General features: G+C 61.5%; 15 protein-coding genes. 10 read left to right on the top strand and 5 right to left on the bottom strand.

The genetic code is table 11. The features are described from left to right. Positions 1 to 205: 205 nt before the first annotated feature. From ACWGTO_RS06385 to ACWGTO_RS06370, 4 genes are all read left to right on the top strand, one after another. Complete coding sequence (locus tag ACWGTO_RS06385) at positions 206 to 2662, top strand: penicillin-binding protein 1A (protein ID WP_454574027.1); 2457 nt, start codon at positions 206 to 208, stop codon at positions 2660 to 2662. 129 nt (positions 2663 to 2791) lie between these two features. Next, positions 2792 to 3923, top strand: a protein-coding gene (prfB, locus tag ACWGTO_RS06380) for a peptide chain release factor 2 (RefSeq protein WP_096445560.1) whose coding sequence is annotated in 2 segments (ribosomal slippage) — positions 2792 to 2857 and positions 2859 to 3923 — 1131 coding nt in all. Because the reading frame shifts where the segments join, the coding sequence is not laid out codon by codon here. A gap of 10 nt (positions 3924 to 3933) precedes the next feature. Continuing rightward, positions 3934 to 4341, top strand: coding sequence for a GFA family protein (locus ACWGTO_RS06375; protein ID WP_454574026.1), 408 nt, complete (start codon positions 3934 to 3936; stop codon positions 4339 to 4341). Between the two features lie 270 nt (positions 4342 to 4611). Next, positions 4612 to 4992 (top strand): hypothetical protein, encoded by a 381-nt coding sequence (locus ACWGTO_RS06370; protein WP_454574025.1) that lies wholly within the window; start codon positions 4612 to 4614, stop codon positions 4990 to 4992. 132 nt (positions 4993 to 5124) lie between these two features. On the opposite strand, the gene ACWGTO_RS06365 is transcribed toward ACWGTO_RS06370, so the two are convergent. Beyond that, positions 5125 to 5994 carry an NmrA/HSCARG family protein gene (locus ACWGTO_RS06365; protein WP_454574024.1) on the bottom strand — a complete coding sequence of 290 codons (870 nt, stop codon included), beginning with the start codon at positions 5992 to 5994 and terminating at the stop codon, positions 5125 to 5127. A 103-nt stretch (positions 5995 to 6097) separates the two neighbouring features. On the opposite strand from ACWGTO_RS06365, the gene ACWGTO_RS06360 reads away from it, so the two are divergent. The 4 genes from ACWGTO_RS06360 to ACWGTO_RS06345 all read left to right on the top strand — a co-directional run bounded on the left by ACWGTO_RS06360 (position 6098) and on the right by ACWGTO_RS06345 (position 9190). Then, positions 6098 to 6988 (top strand): LysR family transcriptional regulator, encoded by an 891-nt coding sequence (locus ACWGTO_RS06360; RefSeq protein ID WP_454574023.1) that lies wholly within the window; start codon positions 6098 to 6100, stop codon positions 6986 to 6988. Positions 6989 to 7113: 125 nt separating this feature from the next. After that, positions 7114 to 7482 (top strand): GFA family protein, encoded by a 369-nt coding sequence (locus tag ACWGTO_RS06355; RefSeq protein WP_454574022.1) that lies wholly within the window; start codon positions 7114 to 7116, stop codon positions 7480 to 7482. 150 nt (positions 7483 to 7632) lie between these two features. Further along, positions 7633 to 8283 carry an OmpA family protein gene (locus tag ACWGTO_RS06350; protein WP_454574021.1) on the top strand — a complete coding sequence of 217 codons (651 nt, stop codon included), beginning with the start codon at positions 7633 to 7635 and terminating at the stop codon, positions 8281 to 8283. 298 nt (positions 8284 to 8581) lie between these two features. Further along, a complete protein-coding gene (locus ACWGTO_RS06345) occupies positions 8582 to 9190 on the top strand; it encodes a hypothetical protein (RefSeq protein WP_454574020.1) in 609 nt (202 codons plus the stop codon). 117 nt (positions 9191 to 9307) lie between these two features. On the opposite strand, the gene ACWGTO_RS06340 is transcribed toward ACWGTO_RS06345, so the two are convergent. Both ACWGTO_RS06340 and ACWGTO_RS06335 read right to left on the bottom strand, forming a co-directional pair. Next, a complete protein-coding gene (locus ACWGTO_RS06340; protein ID WP_454574019.1) occupies positions 9308 to 9580 on the bottom strand; it encodes a DUF2798 domain-containing protein in 273 nt (90 codons plus the stop codon). 47 nt (positions 9581 to 9627) lie between these two features. Next, positions 9628 to 10509 (bottom strand): NmrA/HSCARG family protein, encoded by an 882-nt coding sequence (locus ACWGTO_RS06335; RefSeq protein WP_454574018.1) that lies wholly within the window; start codon positions 10507 to 10509, stop codon positions 9628 to 9630. Positions 10510 to 10629: 120 nt separating this feature from the next. Here ACWGTO_RS06335 and ACWGTO_RS06330 point away from each other — a divergent pair, with 120 nt between their 5' ends. Beyond that, positions 10630 to 11523, top strand: coding sequence for a LysR family transcriptional regulator (locus ACWGTO_RS06330; RefSeq protein ID WP_454574017.1), 894 nt, complete (start codon positions 10630 to 10632; stop codon positions 11521 to 11523). A 153-nt stretch (positions 11524 to 11676) separates the two neighbouring features. Here ACWGTO_RS06330 and ACWGTO_RS06325 read toward each other — a convergent pair whose 3' ends face one another. Further along, a complete protein-coding gene (locus ACWGTO_RS06325) occupies positions 11677 to 13290 on the bottom strand; it encodes a DEAD/DEAH box helicase (protein WP_454574016.1) in 1614 nt (537 codons plus the stop codon). A gap of 192 nt (positions 13291 to 13482) precedes the next feature. Next, entirely contained in the window at positions 13483 to 14250 is a 768-nt protein-coding gene (locus ACWGTO_RS06320) for an NAD kinase (RefSeq protein ID WP_454574015.1), read from the bottom strand. A gap of 712 nt (positions 14251 to 14962) precedes the next feature. On the opposite strand from ACWGTO_RS06320, the gene ACWGTO_RS06315 reads away from it, so the two are divergent. Then, complete coding sequence (locus ACWGTO_RS06315) at positions 14963 to 17413, top strand: adenylate/guanylate cyclase domain-containing protein (protein ID WP_454574375.1); 2451 nt, start codon at positions 14963 to 14965, stop codon at positions 17411 to 17413. Positions 17414 to 17491 lie beyond the last annotated feature (78 nt).

Genomic DNA, 17491 nt, shown 5'->3' with positions numbered 1-17491 from the left:
CCGGCGCCCACAACCGGAGGCAGCGTTGCAAGACGACAACACAAGGCGGTTTTATTTGCGGCATTGGTGGGCGAAACCCCGCGCTGCCCCATTTTGTCCACATGGTGGCGACATGGGTTTTCCATCACGGATCGGGACCGTTGCGAAGGCTTGCGCGAAAGGCGGCTTCGTCTAGGAAATTCCCGAACCTCGGACTGGAGCGGGCATGATTCGTCTCATCGGCTATTTCTTTGGTATCGGCACGACGCTGGCGCTTCTGGTCGCCGCGGGCGTGGCGATATACATCGCCCATCTGTCGAAGGACCTGCCCGACTACGAAGTGCTGGCCAAGTACGAGCCGCCGGTGACGACCCGCATCCATGCTTCCGACGGGTCGCTGATGGCCGAATATGCGCGCGAACGGCGGCTCTACCTGCCGATCCAGGCGGTTCCGGACCGGGTCAAGGCAGCGTTCCTGTCGGCCGAGGACAAGAATTTCTACAACCATCCCGGCATCGACGTCACCGGGCTTGGCCGAGCCATCTACGTCAACCTGCAGAACATGGGCTCGGGCAGGCGCCAGGTCGGCGCCTCGACGATCACCCAGCAGGTGGCGAAGAACTTCCTGCTGTCCTCGGACCAGACCTACGAGCGCAAGATCAAGGAGATGATCCTGGCCTTCCGCATCGAGCAGGCCTATTCGAAGGACCGCATCCTCGAGCTCTATCTCAACGAGATCTTCTTCGGCTTCGGCGCCTATGGCGTGGCGGGCGCTGCACTGACCTATTTCGACAAGTCGGTCAACGAACTCACCGTCGCGGAAGCCGCCTATCTGGCGTCGCTGCCGAAGGGCCCCAACAACTACCATCCCTTCAAGCATGCCGACCGCGCCATCGAGCGCCGCAACTGGGTCATCGACCAGATGGTCGAGAACGGCTACGTGACGCGCGAGGAAGGCGACAAGGCCAAGGCCGAGCCACTCGGCGTCACACCGCGCCGCAACGGCTCCTATCTGTTTGCGGGCGAATACTTCACCGAGGAAGTGCGCCGCCAGATCATCTCCCGCTATGGCGAGAACGCGCTCTACGAGGGCGGCCTGTCGGTGCGCACGACGCTCGATCCGAAGGTCCAGCTCATTGCCCGCAAGTCGATGCAGAACGGTTTGCTCAAATACGATACGCTGCGCGGCTATCGCGGACCGGTGACGCATATCGATGCTTCCGGCGATTGGGGCGTGGCACTGGGCGCTGTCAAGGGGCTGGAGGACGTGCCGGAATGGTCGCTTGCCGTCGTGCTCGACAGCTCGGAAACCGGCCTTTCCATCGGCCTGCAGCCGACGCGACAGATTTCAGGCGAGATCGTCAAGGAACGCGTCGAAGGCACCGTTAGTAAGGAAGACATGAGTTTTGCCATGCGCCATGTGGTCGATGGCAAGACGGTCAAGGCCAAGTCGCCAGCCGACGTGCTGCAGCCGGGCGATGTCATCTTCGTGCAGAAAAACGAAGGTTCGGACGGCGCCTACACCTTGCGCCAGGCGCCGGAAGTGGAAGGCGGCCTGATCGCCATGGATCCGCATACCGGCCGCGTGCTGGCCATGGTCGGCGGCTTCTCCTATGCGCAGTCGGAATTCAACCGCGCCACGCAGGCGATGCGCCAGCCGGGTTCGTCGTTCAAGCCAATCGTCTATTCGGCAGCGCTCGACAATGGCTATACGCCGGCCTCGGTGATCATGGACGGACCGATCACCATCCAGAGCGGCAACACGACCTGGACGCCGAAGAACTATGACGGCACCGTCGCCGGTCCCGCGACCTTGCGCTCCGGCATCGAAAAGTCGCGCAATTTGATGACGGTGCGACTGGCCAACGACATGGGCATGAAGCTGGTGGTGGAATATGCAGAGCGCTTCGGCGTCTACGACCATCTGGCGCCTTATCTGCCGATGGCGCTGGGCTCCGGCGAGACGACCGTCATGCGCATGGTGTCGGCCTATTCGATCATGGCCAATGGCGGCAAGTCGATCAAACCCTCGCTCATCGACCGCATCCAGGATCGCTATGGCAAGACTGTGTTCAAGCAGGACGAGCGCGGCTGCGAAGGCTGCAATGCGTCCGAATGGAACAACCAGCCCGAACCGGAACTGGTCGACAATTCCGAGCAGGTGCTCGACCCGATGACTGCCTACCAGATCACCTCGATGATGGAAGGCGTCGTCCAGCGCGGTACCGGCGCCACCATCGCCGAACTTGGCCGTCACATTGCCGGCAAGACCGGCACGACCAATGACGAGAAGGACGCCTGGTTCATCGGCTATACGCCGAACCTCGTCGTCGGCCTTTACATGGGCTACGACACACCGCGCGGCCTCGGCCATGGCGCCACCGGTGGTGGTCTGGCGGCGCCTATCTTCAAGGACTTCATGCGCGTGGCGCTGGACGGTACACCCAATGTCGACTTCAAGGTGCCGGAAGGCATGAACCTGGTCGCCATCAACCGCAAGACCGGCATGCGTGCCGCGTCGGGTGATCCCGGCACCATCATCGAAGCCTTCAAGCCCGGCACCGGCCCCGCCGACAGCTATTGGGTGATCGGCATGGGTGCCGACGGCTCCAACGGCGCTGGCGGACCGCTATCGCCGGAGGCTTCGCAAGCCATCCAGGCGCCCGGCGGCGGGCTTTACTGAGATCTGATTTCTCATGTCGAGTGGGCTGGCTTATTGAGCCGGCCCATTTCGCTTTACAGGCAGCAATGCCGTGCCTATGTATCGCGCCGACCCAAGCGCCACTTCAAAAACAGGACAGAACAACCAGCCATGCGCGCGGAAACGCAGAACATTGTCGATGAAATCAGGCAGGCGATAACCCTGCTGAGGAGGCATCTTTGACTGGGATCAGGCCATAAAGCGGCTTGAATACCTGAACGTGCGGGCCGAGGACGCCAGCCTCTGGAACGAACCGCTGGAAGCGCAAAAGCTGATGCGAGAACGCCAGGGCCTCGAAGAAGGCATCGCGGCGGTCAAGGGCCTGACGCAGGCGCTGGAAGACAATATCGGCCTGATCGAGCTCGGCGAGGAAGAGGGCGACGAAGGCGTCATTGCCGAAGCCGAAGCCGCCATCCGCTCGATGCAAGGGGAGGCCAAGGCCCGCCAGGTCGAGACGCTGCTGTCGGGCGAAGCCGACGCCAACGACACCTATCTCGAAGTCCATGCCGGCGCCGGCGGCACCGAGAGCCAGGACTGGGCCTCGATGCTTTTGCGCATGTATACGCGCTGGGCCGAACGGAGGCGCTTCAAGGTCGAGGTGCTGGAAGTCCATGATGGCGAAGAGGCCGGCATCAAGTCTGCCACGCTCTTGATCAAGGGCCATAACGCCTATGGCTGGCTGAAGACCGAATCCGGCGTCCACCGCCTGGTGCGGATTTCGCCCTATGACAGCAATGCGCGCCGCCACACGTCCTTCTCCAGTATCTGGGTCTATCCGGTCGTCGATGACAGGATCGAGATCGACGTCTCTGAATCCGACGTGCGCATCGACACCTATCGCTCGTCCGGTTCGGGCGGCCAGCACGTGAACACGACGGACTCGGCAGTCCGCATCACCCATATCGCGACGGGCATTGCGGTCGCCTGCCAGGCAGAACGCTCGCAGCACAAGAACAAGGCGAAAGCCTGGGAAATGCTGCGCTCGCGCCTCTACGAGGAAGAGCTGAAGAAGCGCGAGGCGGTCGCCAACGCCACCGAGGCGTCGAAGAGCGACATTGGCTGGGGACACCAGATCCGCTCCTACGTGCTGCAGCCCTACCAACTGGTGAAGGACCTGCGCACCGGCGTCGAAAGCACCAGCCCGTCGAGCGTGCTCGACGGCGATCTCGACGACTTCATGGAGGCCTCGCTGTCGCAGCGCATAGAAGGCGGTGCCGGCGAAGCGGTTGCCGATCTAGACTAGGAAGGAGCCGATGACTCGCAAGCTCAGCGGAAAGTGCTTTTGCGGCGCGGTCCACTATGAGGTGGCGGACGAATTCGTCTATGCCGCGAACTGTCATTGTTCAAATTGCCGGCGCACCACAGGTTCGGCCTTCAAGCCGTTCGCCGGGATCCAGCGCGACAAGTTCGCCCTTGCCGAAGGGCATCACGGGCTCATCCATTTCGGCGACGACAGCGGCCACGATGCGCATTGCAGTCGCTGCGGCTCGCTGCTCTATTCGCTTGTCCGCGACGGCGCCTATGTCCATGTCGCCATGGGCACGCTGGTCGATGATCCCACCATACGGCCGACCGCGCACATTTTCGTCGGCTCCAAGGCGCCGTGGTTCACCATCGCCGACGACCTGCCGCAATATGAGGGGCACGCCTCCGGCGGCTAATGCCTGCTGGGCACGGCGTCGTTAACCTCTCGTTAACCAAGTCGGCGCACCCTTTTGGACGGCAGATGTCGGCGCTCGGGGTGCGGCACTGTGGTACCCATGCACTTCTTGCGCCGACCAAGGAATCAGCCCAACATCTCGGGCTGAGGGTTGAAAAAGCATTTATGGCCGGACGCGGCATATCTGCGAGCTGACGATTCGGCCACTGGGAAGACACGTTCCAAGAACGGGCAAGCAAACGCTTGATGCTCGCTTGAAAGGAACGTTTCCATGTCTGCTGCCATAGTCCGATCGGCCAGAGCCGTTCAACCGGCTGGCCGACTTTTCTTTTTTCCCCTGTTTGTGATCGGCGCGATCACGGTGCTGACCGCACCCGCCTTCGCCCATGACGCCAAGCCGACGGCGGCGAAGCCCCAAGGCTGGAGTTATCCCTTCGCCTGCTGCGCCAACTATGACTGCCGCACCACCCACACGGGCGAGGTGCTGGAAAAACCCGAGGGTTATGTCATCGCTGGAACGGGGGAGGTCGTTCCGATGAGCGACAAGCGGGTCAAGGACTCACCCGATGGCGATTTCCACTGGTGCGCGCACCAGGCTGGTCTCGACGCCGGCAAGACGATCTGCCTGTTCGTGCCGCCGCGTTCCTACTGAGTGCTGTTGACAAAGTTCATCGGAAGGCAGGCCGTAGCTCCAGAACATTTTTTGCTGAGAAGGCTGGCATGTGACATGAGGCCATCCACGCACTGGCAAGCGCTTCTCGGTTTAGGTGTTTTTGTGCTTGCGTCAGGCGGAAGCAACGACTGCTGAGGCGAAGTCGCGATATCGGCGCAGTGGACGGCCCAGAAGCGCAGTCAGGCGCTCGACGTCGCCGTGCTCAGGCAGCATCCCGTCGGTGAAGAAGCGCTCGCCCATCAGGCGCATGTCGTAGGCCATCCAGGCGGGCAAGAACTGCTTGAGATTTTGCTCGAAGCCCTCTGTATTGTCGCCGCCGTAGCTGATCGGGCGGCCAAGCACGTCAGACCAGATTGCGGCAATATCCGTCCCAGTCAGTGTCTGCGGACCCACAAGGTTGATCCGGTCGAACGCAAATGGCTCCTCGGACTGTTCGCGACGCAGCAACTCAAGAGCGGCGATCTCGGCGATGTCACGGGCGTCGATCATGGCGAGACCCTTGGCGCCGATCGGCATTGGATAGGTGCCATAGCCGGTGATGATGTCTTCGATCGTCAGATCATTCTGGATGAAGTAAGCCGGGCGCAAGATCGTAGCCTTGAAGTCCATCTGCTCGATCATCCGCTCGACGCCGAACTTGCCCGCGAAATGCGGCACGTTCACATAGACATCAGCGTGGATCACCGAGAGATAGACGATCCGCTCGATGCCGGCCGATCGGGCGACGTTCAGTGCGATCAAAGCCTGGGTGAATTCATCCGGTACCACGGCGTTCAAGAGGAACAGGGTGGAAACCCCGGACATGGCTTTGCGCAGCGAATCGACGTCGAGAAAGTCGCCTTGCACGACGGATACGCCAGCCGGGAAGCCGGCTTGCGACGGGTCGCGGACGAGAGCACGCACATCGACGCCGCGCTTGGCGAGGTGTTCGACGACTTGGCGGCCGATATTGCCGGTGGCGCCGGTAACGAGAATAGTCATGAAATTTCTCCTGTTGGATTGCTTGACACCTCCAATATGAGTGGCTCACAAAGCGTCCAGTAGACGGAAATTTTAGACACATCGTCTCACTGGTGGAACATCAATGGATCTTCTTGCGCTCGCCGATTTCAACCTCGTTGCCCGCCATGGTGGCTTCGGCAAGGCGGCAAGGGCCACCGGCCGACCCAAGGCAACACTGTCCCGGCGCGTTGGAGACCTGGAAAGCAGTCTTGATCTGCGCCTGTTTGAACGGGGTGCGCGTAACCTGAAGCTGACCGAAGAAGGAAGGGCGCTCTTCGAGCGGACGGGTGCGCTGCTTGCCGAGCTGGACGAGACGGCTTCGGCGATTGCCTCGGGCGGTCAGAGACCCAGGGGTAGATTACGCATCAGCGCGCCTTTGCATTTTTCGCAGACCGCAATGGGAAGGATCGCTGCCGGGTTTGCCCTCAAATATCCGGAGGTGAGGCTTGAAGTGACGACTGAGGACCGGCAGGTGGACATGATCGAGGAAGGCTACGATCTGGTAATCCGGGTCAATCCAGACCCCGACGAAAGCCTGGTTGGGCGAGCGTTTCTCCGCGACCGCCTGGTCGTTGTGGCGAGCCCCAACCTTCCTCGTACGACCGCTGGGCTCGCCGCTCCCGGCGTTGCCCGCGGAACAAGCGAGCGGCAAACTTGGCAGGTGAAGACACAAGGTGGCCGGTCGACAATCAGGATCGAACCTGTCCTTGCTTTGTCAACGCTCATCATGGTCCGGGATGCGGTGCGAGCCGGCGTTGGCGCAGGACGGCTTCCCATTTCGTTGGTGGCCCACGACCTGGCCGACGGCACGCTGGTGAATTGGGGGGATATTGACGGTCCCGAGATCTCTCTATGGACGCTCTACCCATCTCGGCGGCTGCTCAGCGCACGAGTGTCGGCGTTCCTGGATTTTCTAAAAGAGGCTTTCCCAAATGGGACGCCGGACGAACTGGCTGCCTATATCGGCAGGTAGCGACAGACCGCTCAGCCAGAACGCCGCTCGGCTCGATCGATCAAGCCTGCTGACAGACAGTTGTCAGGAGCGTTCCTTTATGTTGCCTTTGCCGCTTAGGGCGGCAACGGAGAGGAAAGCGGTTCATGACCATCAAGGCCAGTTGTCACTGCAAGGCGACGACATTCGAGGTTTCGCAGGCGCCCGAGACTGTGACCCAATGCACCTGCTCGTTCTGCTCCAAGCGCGGGTCGCTTTGGGCCTATTACGCTCCCTCGCAATTCAAGCTCACCAGCCCGGCCGAGAACGTCTCCGTCTATGAATGGGGATCGAAAACCGTCAAGCATGGGTTCTGCGCCATTTGCGGCTGCGGCACCTTCACGCAAACGCCGGACTGGTCGACCGGCAAGCCGGACTTCGACAATCCCAAGATCTCAGTCAATTCGCGGCTGTTTGACGATTTCGACCTCGACAAGGTCGAGGTGGTCGTCATCGACGGCAAGAACCTCTGGTAGGCCGGCGCCAACCGCTTAGGCAGAAGAGTGGCGCAAGCGGGGAAAAGCCGCTTTCGCCGCTCGGTTTTTCGCCGTATTTCATGGTACAAGACCCGTGGAAGGGCTGAAGTGCGCGGCCGCAAGGGCCGCGGTTTGGAGAGGGACGATTCTATGAAAAAGACTGTGCTCGTCGCCGTTGCGACGGCTGTGCTGGTGAGCGCTTGCACGACCACTGATCCGTATACTGGCGATCAGAAGATTTCCAACACCGCAGCAGGTGCAGGCCTTGGTGCTTTGGCCGGCGCCAGCCTTGGTCTGCTTGCCGGCGGCAATGACCGCCGCAACGCGCTGATCGGCGCCGGCATCGGCGCATTGGCCGGCGGCGCGATCGGCGCCACGATGGACCAGAACGAAGCGGAATTGCGCCGGCAGCTCGAGGGCACCGGCGTCAGCGTTACCCGCACCGGTGACCAGATCATCCTCAACATGCCGTCCGACATTACGTTCAACGTGGACCAGGATGCGGTGAAGCCAGGCTTCTACCAGGTGCTGAACTCCGTTGCGCTGGTGTTGAAGAAATTCAAGCAGACGACGGTGGATGTGTTTGGCCACACCGATTCGACCGGTGGCGACGAGCACAATTTCGATCTGTCGCAGCGCCGTGCATTGGCGGTCGCCAACTACCTGTCGGGACAGGGCGTCGATTCGCGCCGCTTCGCCGTCACCGGCTTCGGCAAGACCCGCCCGATCGCATCCAATGCGACGACCGCCGGCCGCGCCCAGAACCGGCGCGTCGAGATCCAGCTTTCGCCACTCACCTGATCGCCACCATGATCCCGAAAAGTGGGTACCGGTTTTCGGAAAAGATCATGGTCCAATAGGAAAACGGCATCGAATGCGAAGGCGGCCCCGCAAGGGGCCGTTTTCATTTTGGCTCCTGTGGTCCGCCAAAAGATCTAAAGCATTAGAGTTTTCTAATAATCTCTTTCCGGAGACCTTGGAAAGGATTAGCATTGGCACCGTTCCAGAGAGGGGATGGGGCGGGTACAAACGGCCGCGCAATCATCATCTATTCGGCCCCGGTCTTGCACGGCCAGATCATGAAATCTGGGAGGAATGCATGACAAGAACAGCTCGTCTTGGGCGTTGCGGCGTCCTCGTTTTGACAGGTCTGGTCTCTGCTTGGTGCGTGGCCGCCACTGCTCGCGCCGAAGACGCCAACAAGGCAGATATCGAAGCCTTGAAGAAATCGCTCGCCAAATATGAGGACTACACGGCCGCTGTCCGCGACCTTTATCTGTCGACCGTCGGGTGCGTCTATTACTCCGGGGAAAAGATCGCCGGCGCAATGGACTATCCGAAGGGCGCCATGGGCATCCATTTCGTCAACGTCCCGAGTGTCGGTCAGAAACTCGATCCGATGCGCCCCAATGTGCTGATATACGAGCCGACGAAGAAAGGCTTGAAGCTGGTTGCCGTGGAATGGCTGGTGCCCTTGACGCCAGACACCAAGGAACCTCCAAAACTCTTTGGCCAGACCTTCATGGGACCGATGGAAGGGCACTATCCGCTCATTCCGAGGGAGTTCGTCCACTACGACCTTCATGCCTGGCTGTTCAGGGACAACCCGAACGGCATGTTCAGCCCGACGAACCCGAAGGTGAAATGCAGCAAGGCCGAGTTTCCGATGCTGGAAAAGCCGACCAAGATGATGCCCGGCCCGATGTGACGGGCGAGCCAGGCTAGGAGTTTCCGCGAAACGATGAGCCGGAGGGGGTTACCGCAAGGGCAAGCCGATGGTTGGCTTGCCCTCGAAAGCGGTTGGGATCAGACCCTGGCGACGCCATCAGGATGAGGTCGTCTGATCGACAATTACCGCCACGATCCGGCGCACGATCGGCAAGACCAGCAGCAAACTCGGAAACGCCACAAGCCAAGATGCTCCCCATGCACACGGCCAGGTCGCCACGAAACCGGTTGTCCATCCCGAATTGATCAGCGTCGAGACTGCCGAAACAATGCACGACATCAGGATGGAAAGAACGAATGGCATTACCAGTGCATTGTAGGAGGGTGGTAGTTTCCTCGATTTCAAAACCCTGTCCGATGAAGCTTGCATCAGGTATCTCCTTTTCAGAATGTGGACGCATGCTAGGCTGAGCGCGATCAGATGGCCTGCGCCGTCTGCAGGGCCAGTTTGCGAATGAAGCTGCGCAACGAACGCGGTTCGCGGCCTAGGGCGGCGCGCAATGTCAGACTGTTCCCGCCAAGGCCGTGGAGGGCGTAGTGGCCATATATCCTGGCCAACGATTCCATCTGGAGGTCACTGTAGGGGAGGCGTGCATTCGCAGCCCACTCGGCAAATGTCGGCTCGCCCGCAATAACCGGGCGGCCAAGTTCCTCTCCCATTATCGATGCGATCTCTTCCCGGCTATGGATACCGGCGCAGAGCTCGATCGTCGCGTAGGACAGTCGCGCCTCGGTCAAGGCGATCGCTGCCACCTCAGCAACATCGCGGTAATCGACACGCGCTACCTTCGCCGTCTTTGGAAACGGTTCCGAGAAAACACCGTGCTCAACGACCGACGGCCAAGCTGCAGTGATATTCTGCATGAAATTGGCAGGGTGCAAGATCGTATATTCCATCGTCGTCGAGTAGAGAGCGTTCTCGACCGGCACCTTGCTCGCATGGTTTTTCAGCTTCGTATTGGTCGGCTGCATCACCGACGAGAAGACGAATTTCTGAACGCCCCCCTGCGCAGCGGCTTCAACCATGGCAACCCCCATGGCGGCTTCGTCGGGGGCAAAGGCCGGTCCAATGTGGAAGACCCCGGCGACGCCCTCGACGGCGCTCTCGAGGCTCCGGCGGTTGCGTAAATCGCCAGTGGCGACCTCGGATGCGCCTAGCATTCGGGCCTTCTCGGCGTTCGCCGGATCATGGACGAGCGCGCGAACCGTGGCATTGCGGCGCACAAGTTCGGGCACGACCAATCCGGCAAATCGACCGCTGGCGCCAACAACCAGTACGGTTGGATTTGGTGCTTGCATGACAACTCCCTTTCATCAAGCCGTGTCCTCACGGGATAACTTGCAGGGAAGTACGATGTCCCAATCGGCGTTACAATTATCCGAGTTTGTGATAGATTATACCGATAACTGAGAGAACGAATGAGCCGGATAGACGATTTCGAGGCTTTCATCGCGATCATCGAGCATGGAGGTCTGACGGCTGCCGCACGCCGGCTGAACCGCTCGCTGCAGTCGGTCAGCCGATCCTTGGCGGCGTTGGAGGAATCAGTCGGCGTCGAGTTGGTCCACAGAACAACGCGTCGCTCGACACCGAGTGAAGCCGGGGCAGCCTTTTTCGACCGGATCAAACCCGCGGTCGACGAAATAAACGACGCAAGACTTCAAGCGATCAATCAACGATCGGAGCCATCGGGCGTCCTGCGCATCGGGGCGCCAGTTCTGTTTGGCCCGAACGTCCTGATGCCTGTCATTGCCGAATACATGCGGACGTTTCCCCGGGTCGAGGTCGATCTTCAACTTTCCGATGGATTTGCCGATCTCGGTGCTGAAGGTCTCGATCTGGTAATACGCATCGGCGACTTGCCGGATTCCAACCTGAAAGCCAAACGCCTGGGAGCGTTGCGGCGCGTTGTGTTCGGCGCGCCTTCCTATTTTGCGCGGTGCGGCCGGCCGACCCATCCCTTCGAACTGACTGAGCACAGTTGCATCGTCAGAACCGTCAACGAGCGTCGAGGTGAATGGACGTTTCAGATCGACGGGAAACCCCGGACCGTGAAGGTCTCAGGCGCTTTTCGTTCCAATCTGATGACCTCGGTCTATGCAGCCGCAATCCACGGACTGGGTTTGGGCTTCTCGCCGCTCTGGCAAATAAGACATCTGGTGGACGATGGTCGCGTCGAACTGGTCTTGACGGAGTTCGAGCCCGCGCCGGTGCCGATCCATGCCTTGTGGCAGGAAGGCCGGTCATCGTCGGCCAAGGTTCGCGCGTTTCTGGATTTATTGGCATCCCGCCTGGAACTCAAAAGCCTGTAGCATCGATGGACGGCCCCGGGTCAGGAGTGACCGGGCAGGTCGAGCCTGTCTTGCGGTTGCCGAGCATGGCATTGATTGATTGCTGGAGCGGTTCCCAACTCCACATCGCGTCCAAGAAGGCTGCGCATCCTCGGGACGCGCGGCCATTGGGGATCAGACCTTGGCGACGATCTTCATGAAGGCCGGCATGTCATCGCCGAAGCCGACGGTGCCGTCATTGTCTTCGCCGCCGCGGTTGCTGCGGGCAGGGCGGCTGTTGCTGGCACGCTGCGGCCTCGTGTCGCCGCGTTCCGGAGCGCGGTTCTCGTTGTTGCGATCGGAGACCTTGCGCTCGTTGTTATCGGAGCGGATCGCTTCCTTGCGCTGATGCCGTTCGCCGATGTTGGCGACCGTGGCTTCGGCGGCGACCGGCTGTTCCTCGCGTGCGGCATCGGCTGCCGGAGCGTCATCGCTGCGCTTGGCGTGGCGCTCGCGTGGCTTGCGCTCGTCGTTGTCTTTGCGATCATGGGCCTTGCGGTCGTCATCCTTGCGGCCGGCGCGGCGCGGGGCGCCACGGCCACGGCGGGGCGCTTCGTCCTCGCTGCCTTCGCTGGCGACCACCGTCGACAGGTCGCCGTCATGCCACTCGATCTTGTTGCCGATCAGCCGCTCGATGGCGTCGATGTATTTGGTGTCCGACCTGGTGGCGATGGTGAAGGATTTGCCCGAGCGTCCGGCGCGACCGGTGCGGCCGATGCGGTGGACATAGTCTTCGGCGTGGATCGGCACATCGTAGTTGAAGACGTGGCTGACATCGGGGATGTCGAGGCCGCGCGCGGCGACATCGGACGCCACGAGATAGCGCAATTTGCCGTCGCGGAAATTGGCCAGCATCTGCATGCGGGCGCGCTGGTCCATGTCGCCATGCAGGGCGCCGGCGTCGAAATCATACTTCAGGAGCGAGCGGAACAGCTCCGACACTTCGACCTTGCGGTTGCAGAAGATGATGGCGTTCTTCAGCTCGGCGTCTTCGGCCTTCATCAGATTGCGCAGCGTCTCGCGCTTGTCCCAGGGCTTTGAGCCCGACTTGACCAGGCGCTGGATGATGCTGGTGGCGGTCGATGCCGCCTTGGAGACCTCGACGCGCACCGGCGCATGCAGGAACTTCTCGGTAAGCTTGGTGATCTCCGGCGGCATCGTCGCCGAGAAGAACAGCGTCTGCCTGGTGAACGGGATCATCTCGCAGATGCGCTCGATGTCGGGGATGAAGCCCATGTCGAGCATGCGGTCGGCCTCGTCAATGACGAGGATCTCGACGCCGTTGAGCAACAGCTTGCCGCGTTCGCGGTGGTCAAGGAGGCGGCCTGGCGTGGCGATCAGCACATCGGCGCCGCGCTCCAGCTTCTTGTCCTGTTCGTCGAAGGAGACGCCGCCGATCAGAAGCGCGATGTTGAGCTTGTGGTTCTTGCCGTATCGAACGAAATTCTCTTCGACCTGCGCGGCAAGCTCGCGCGTCGGCTCGAGGATCAGCGTGCGCGGCATGCGGGCGCGGGCCCGGCCTTTTTCGAGGCGGGTCAGCATAGGCAGCACGAAGGAGGCGGTTTTGCCCGTGCCGGTCTGGGCGATGCCCAGAATATCCTTGCCGAGCAGCGCATGCGGGATGGCGCCGGCCTGGATCGGCGTCGGCTGGGTGTAGCCGGCATCGGTGACTGCGGAAAGGACCTTCGGCGACAGGCCAAGGTCTGAAAAGGTCAACGCTTCTGGAGCGGTCGTGGTGTCTGAGGACAAGTGTTGTTGTCTTTGGCTGGTTCGGGGAAGCGCAACGGCATCCGTCGCGGCAAGCACAGCGTGCCTGCAAGATTGGTATTGCGATTAGGCGCAAGCCCGCGATTTGTCAACAGAAACGGGCGGGATTGGCACGATTGTGAAAACGTAAGCTTAATCGCGATGCTTAATCAGGTAGTCACTCTTTGCGCCGGCTCAATAGCGAAACTGCTCGGCGAGAATGCGTTCGTTCCACGAATGGTTGGGGTCAAACAGTAGCGTCGCCGTCGCCGTTAGCGATTCCCGGACCGTCACCGACGTCACCGCCTTGACCTCGGTGTGGTCGGCGGCGGCGTTCACCGGGCGCTTCTCCGGCTCCAGGATATCGAAGCGAACGGTCGCCTTGTTGGACAACAGGGCACCCCGCCAACGGCGCGGCCGGAACGGGCTGACCGGGGTGAGCGCCAGGAGCGGCGCGTCGAGCGGCAGGATCGGCCCGTGCGCGGACAGATTGTAGGCGGTGGAGCCTGCCGGCGTCGCGATCATCACGCCGTCGCAATTCAGCTCCTCGATGCGTATCTGTTCGTCGACGGTGATGCGGATTTTTGCCGTCTGATAGGACTGGCGCCATAGCGCCACTTCGTTGATGGCCAGTGCCGAAACCGTCTCGCCCTCATGCGTCGCCGCCAGCATCTCCAGCGGCCGGATCGTCTCGGCGACCGCGGCCGCGATGCGCTCGGTGAGACCGCCGACGCGGTATTCGTTCATCAGGAAGCCGATGGTGCCACGGTTCATGCCGTAGACCTTCTTTCCCGTGCTCATCGTGTCGCGTAGGGTCTGCAGCAGGAAACCGTCGCCACCCAGCGCCACGATCACCTCGGCGTCCTCTTGAGAGGCCTGGCCATAGCGGGCCGACAGGCTTTCCATCGCCGCCTTGGCATCGGCGGTGTCTGAGGAGACGAAGGCGAGACTGGCTTTGCTCATGACTTCCCGATGGCGATCGGCGGCGGTTGCGTGGGGTAGCATGGGCAAGCGCATCTGCAAAGGGAGGCAGCGTCCCGTCGCACTTCGGCTGCGCCGGAACGAAAATCGGCCCCTCGCGCTTCATGTCGCCGGAGCGGCGAATGTGATGGTTAAGGCGGAGCTTAAACACTCGTAAAGCCCAATAGATCATGCTAGCCGGCAGAGGATGGGTGGCTGGGGGGCTAGCCAGTCGAGACCTGTCTATTGCCGGTGACACGCCTGATTATCGTCTTCCTCGTGTTGGGAAGTTTCGCACTTCTCTTCGCCGAACTTGTACGACAGTCCGAGGACTCCAGGCCAAGGCCGACGGCCTCACGCTGCGGCGATGCCAGCGGGATGCCATGCCCGCAACCGGCATTGTAACAAAGCGGTGCTAAGCGGTGTTCTCAGGCCCCGGCCTTAATCTTCGGGGTGCGGATGTGGGCTGGGGCAGGAGCTCGTCGTTCCAGCCGTTCGGATGGCGTTGACAATCCTGGGGCGACATTCTCTTCCTGCATTCATATGGCGATACGAGTTGCGAGCCGAGTTGTATGGCTAGGGCGCAAGGCAGACTGCGCTACCGGGCCATGCCTCTGAACGCCGCTATTCTGACCCAGGACCCAGTGCTTGACGGCTGAGTTTCGCGCCTGCCTGCCCGCGCTCGTCCCAACACGGATCGCTCCGGTTGGCGCGGATGCTGGCACAAGTTCGGGGTCGCTTTGTGCGCAGGTGGCCGTGGAACTCTGTGCCTGCCTCCGAAATTTCGAAAATAATGCATTGCCGAAATATGCAGACTTGCCTGCGGGACTTAGGACGGCCTCGTGAAAGCCTGTCGCGCCGGAGGCCTCAAACCTCTATGATGCACGTCTTGGCGGCGCGCCGTGGGAGGGCCGCGATGCAGGAACGTCGGGAAGCGAGGCGACTGGCGGCCATCATGGCCACCGACATCGTCGGCTACTCGCGTCTGATCGAGGCGGACGAGAAAGCTACGCTCGCCGCGATCCGATCGCTCCGCTCCAACGTTATTGATCCCGCAATCGCCGAGCATAACGGCCGTATCGTTAAGCTGATGGGCGACGGCGCGATCGTCGAATTCGGCTCGGTGGTCGATGCCGTCGCTTGTGCCGTGACCATCCAGCGCGACGCGCGCGCACAACAACGCGACATGCTTCCGGAGCGCCGGATCGCCTACCGCATCGGTGTCAATCTGGGCGACGTCGTCGTCGAGGGCGACGATCTGATGGGCGACGGCGTCAATATCGCGGCGCGGCTGGAACAGATTTGTCCGTCCGGCGGCCTGCTGGTCTCAGCCGCCGCCTACGATCAGCTGCAAGGCAAGATCGACATCGCGTTCGACGATGCCGGCAAGCAGCAGGTGAAAAACATCATCCGGCCTGTGCACGTCTACGGTGCGCGGATCGACGGCATGGTGCACGTCTTACCACGCAGATCGAGCTGGCCTCGCCGGCTCTTGCCGGCTGGCGCGGTGGCGGTCCTGGCTGCTCTTTTGGCGGCAGGTGGCGCGTGGTGGTTCTGGCCGGCGACGCCCGTCGACGCCAAGCCGTCGATGATGGTGCTGCCCTTCGACAATCTGAGCGACGACAAGGAACAGGGCTACCTCGCCGATGGCATGAGCGAGGATCTGACCACTGAACTGGCGCGTGTGCCTGGCCTTCTCGTCATGTCGCGTACGGCCGCAGTCAACTACAAGGACAGGAAGTCCCCACCGGATCAGATCGCCAGGGAAATGCACGTCCGTTACATCCTGGAGGGTAGCGTTCGCCGTGCGGGCGACGATTTGCGCATCAATGCGCAGCTGATCGATGCGACCACCGGGACGCATTTGTGGGCCGAGCGCTTCGATGGCGCCTGGAGCGATGTGCTCGCCCTGCAGAACAGGGTTGTCGACGATGTCGCGATGGCACTGGAGCTTCGCCTCGTTCGGGCCGCGGGCGATACGACCCCTGGCAGCACCGCCAATCCGGCGGCCTATGAAGCGTATCTTCAGGGACTGGAGCTCGAGGGTCGCGGCTCGCCTCAGGACTTCGCCGGCGCGCTAGCGCATTTCAAGCGGGCGATCGCACTCGATCCGGGTTACGGCAAGGCCCTGGCCGAGCTCGCTTGGGTCTATGATCAATCAGCCGGCAACGAAGAGAGGGAGCGGGCGCTTGGCACGGGTCATATCGAGACCTTGCATCTTGCCTGGGGCGCGCTTCAGGAAGCGCTGAAGCATCCTTCGTCGAACGCCTATCAACTCATCGCTCGAAAGCACACGTTCAGTTGGCAGGCGGACGCGTCGATTGACGCTCTGGAGCACGCCATCGCGCTCGATCCGAGCGACGTCTGGAACTACCGCGAAATGGCGTTGGCACAGATCTTCGCCGGCAACCCGGATGAGGGGCTCGCCTATGTGGCGGCGTCGCTTCGCGTCGATCCGCGCGACGGGGGATGGCCGAACTGGCTGCGCGGCCTGGCCGCGTTCTCTCTTGGAAAATACCCGGAGGCGGTAACCTCTCTGGAGAAGAACGTCGCGCTGGCGACAAACCCCGAATACGGCGACTTGCTGCCGCTCATGTCTGCCTATGGGCATCTCGGCGCGACCGACAAGGCCGCTTCCCTCCTGCCAAGGATCCTAGCTTACTCGCAAGCTTATGGCGACGGGGGTGGAATGACTGTTCTCCTGGCCGCCCAAAACATGACCTACATGAAGCTCGAGGACGTCATGCGCTTTCAGGAGGGGCTGCTCAAGGCCGGTATTCCGGAGCTGCCGTTCGACTTCGATCCGAGATCGCCGGACAGGCTGAACGGCGACGAGATGCACCGGCTGATGTTCGGCCATACGATCGCCGGGCGTGTGCTGGACGGCGCGACGAACGCCGGCACCCTGCAGGCGAAGGATTTCAAGGGCGGCGTCCCGTGGAGCGTCACGGCGTCGGCGGACGGATCGACCTATGCCTACACGTGGGGCGATGTCGCCGACAGCGGCGGGCATGCGCATTTCGAGGGCAATCGGGTCTGCTTCTATTTCCGGGACACAAGGGCCTGTGCCGCGATCTTCCGCAACCCAACCGGCACGCGCGCGGAACAGAACGAATATTACTGGCTGCATCACTGGAACCTGATTTCGTTCTCCGTGGCGAACTAGGGCGCGACAATCTGAAGATTTTGACGGCATCGACTATGCGTCGTCGACGTCTGGCCGATGCTGTCGCCATGCGAGCAA

The organism is Mesorhizobium sp. PL10 (assembly GCF_053714315.1).
Note: the sequence above shows the minus strand (reverse complement) of the source record. Positions and strands in the feature narration are given on the sequence as shown.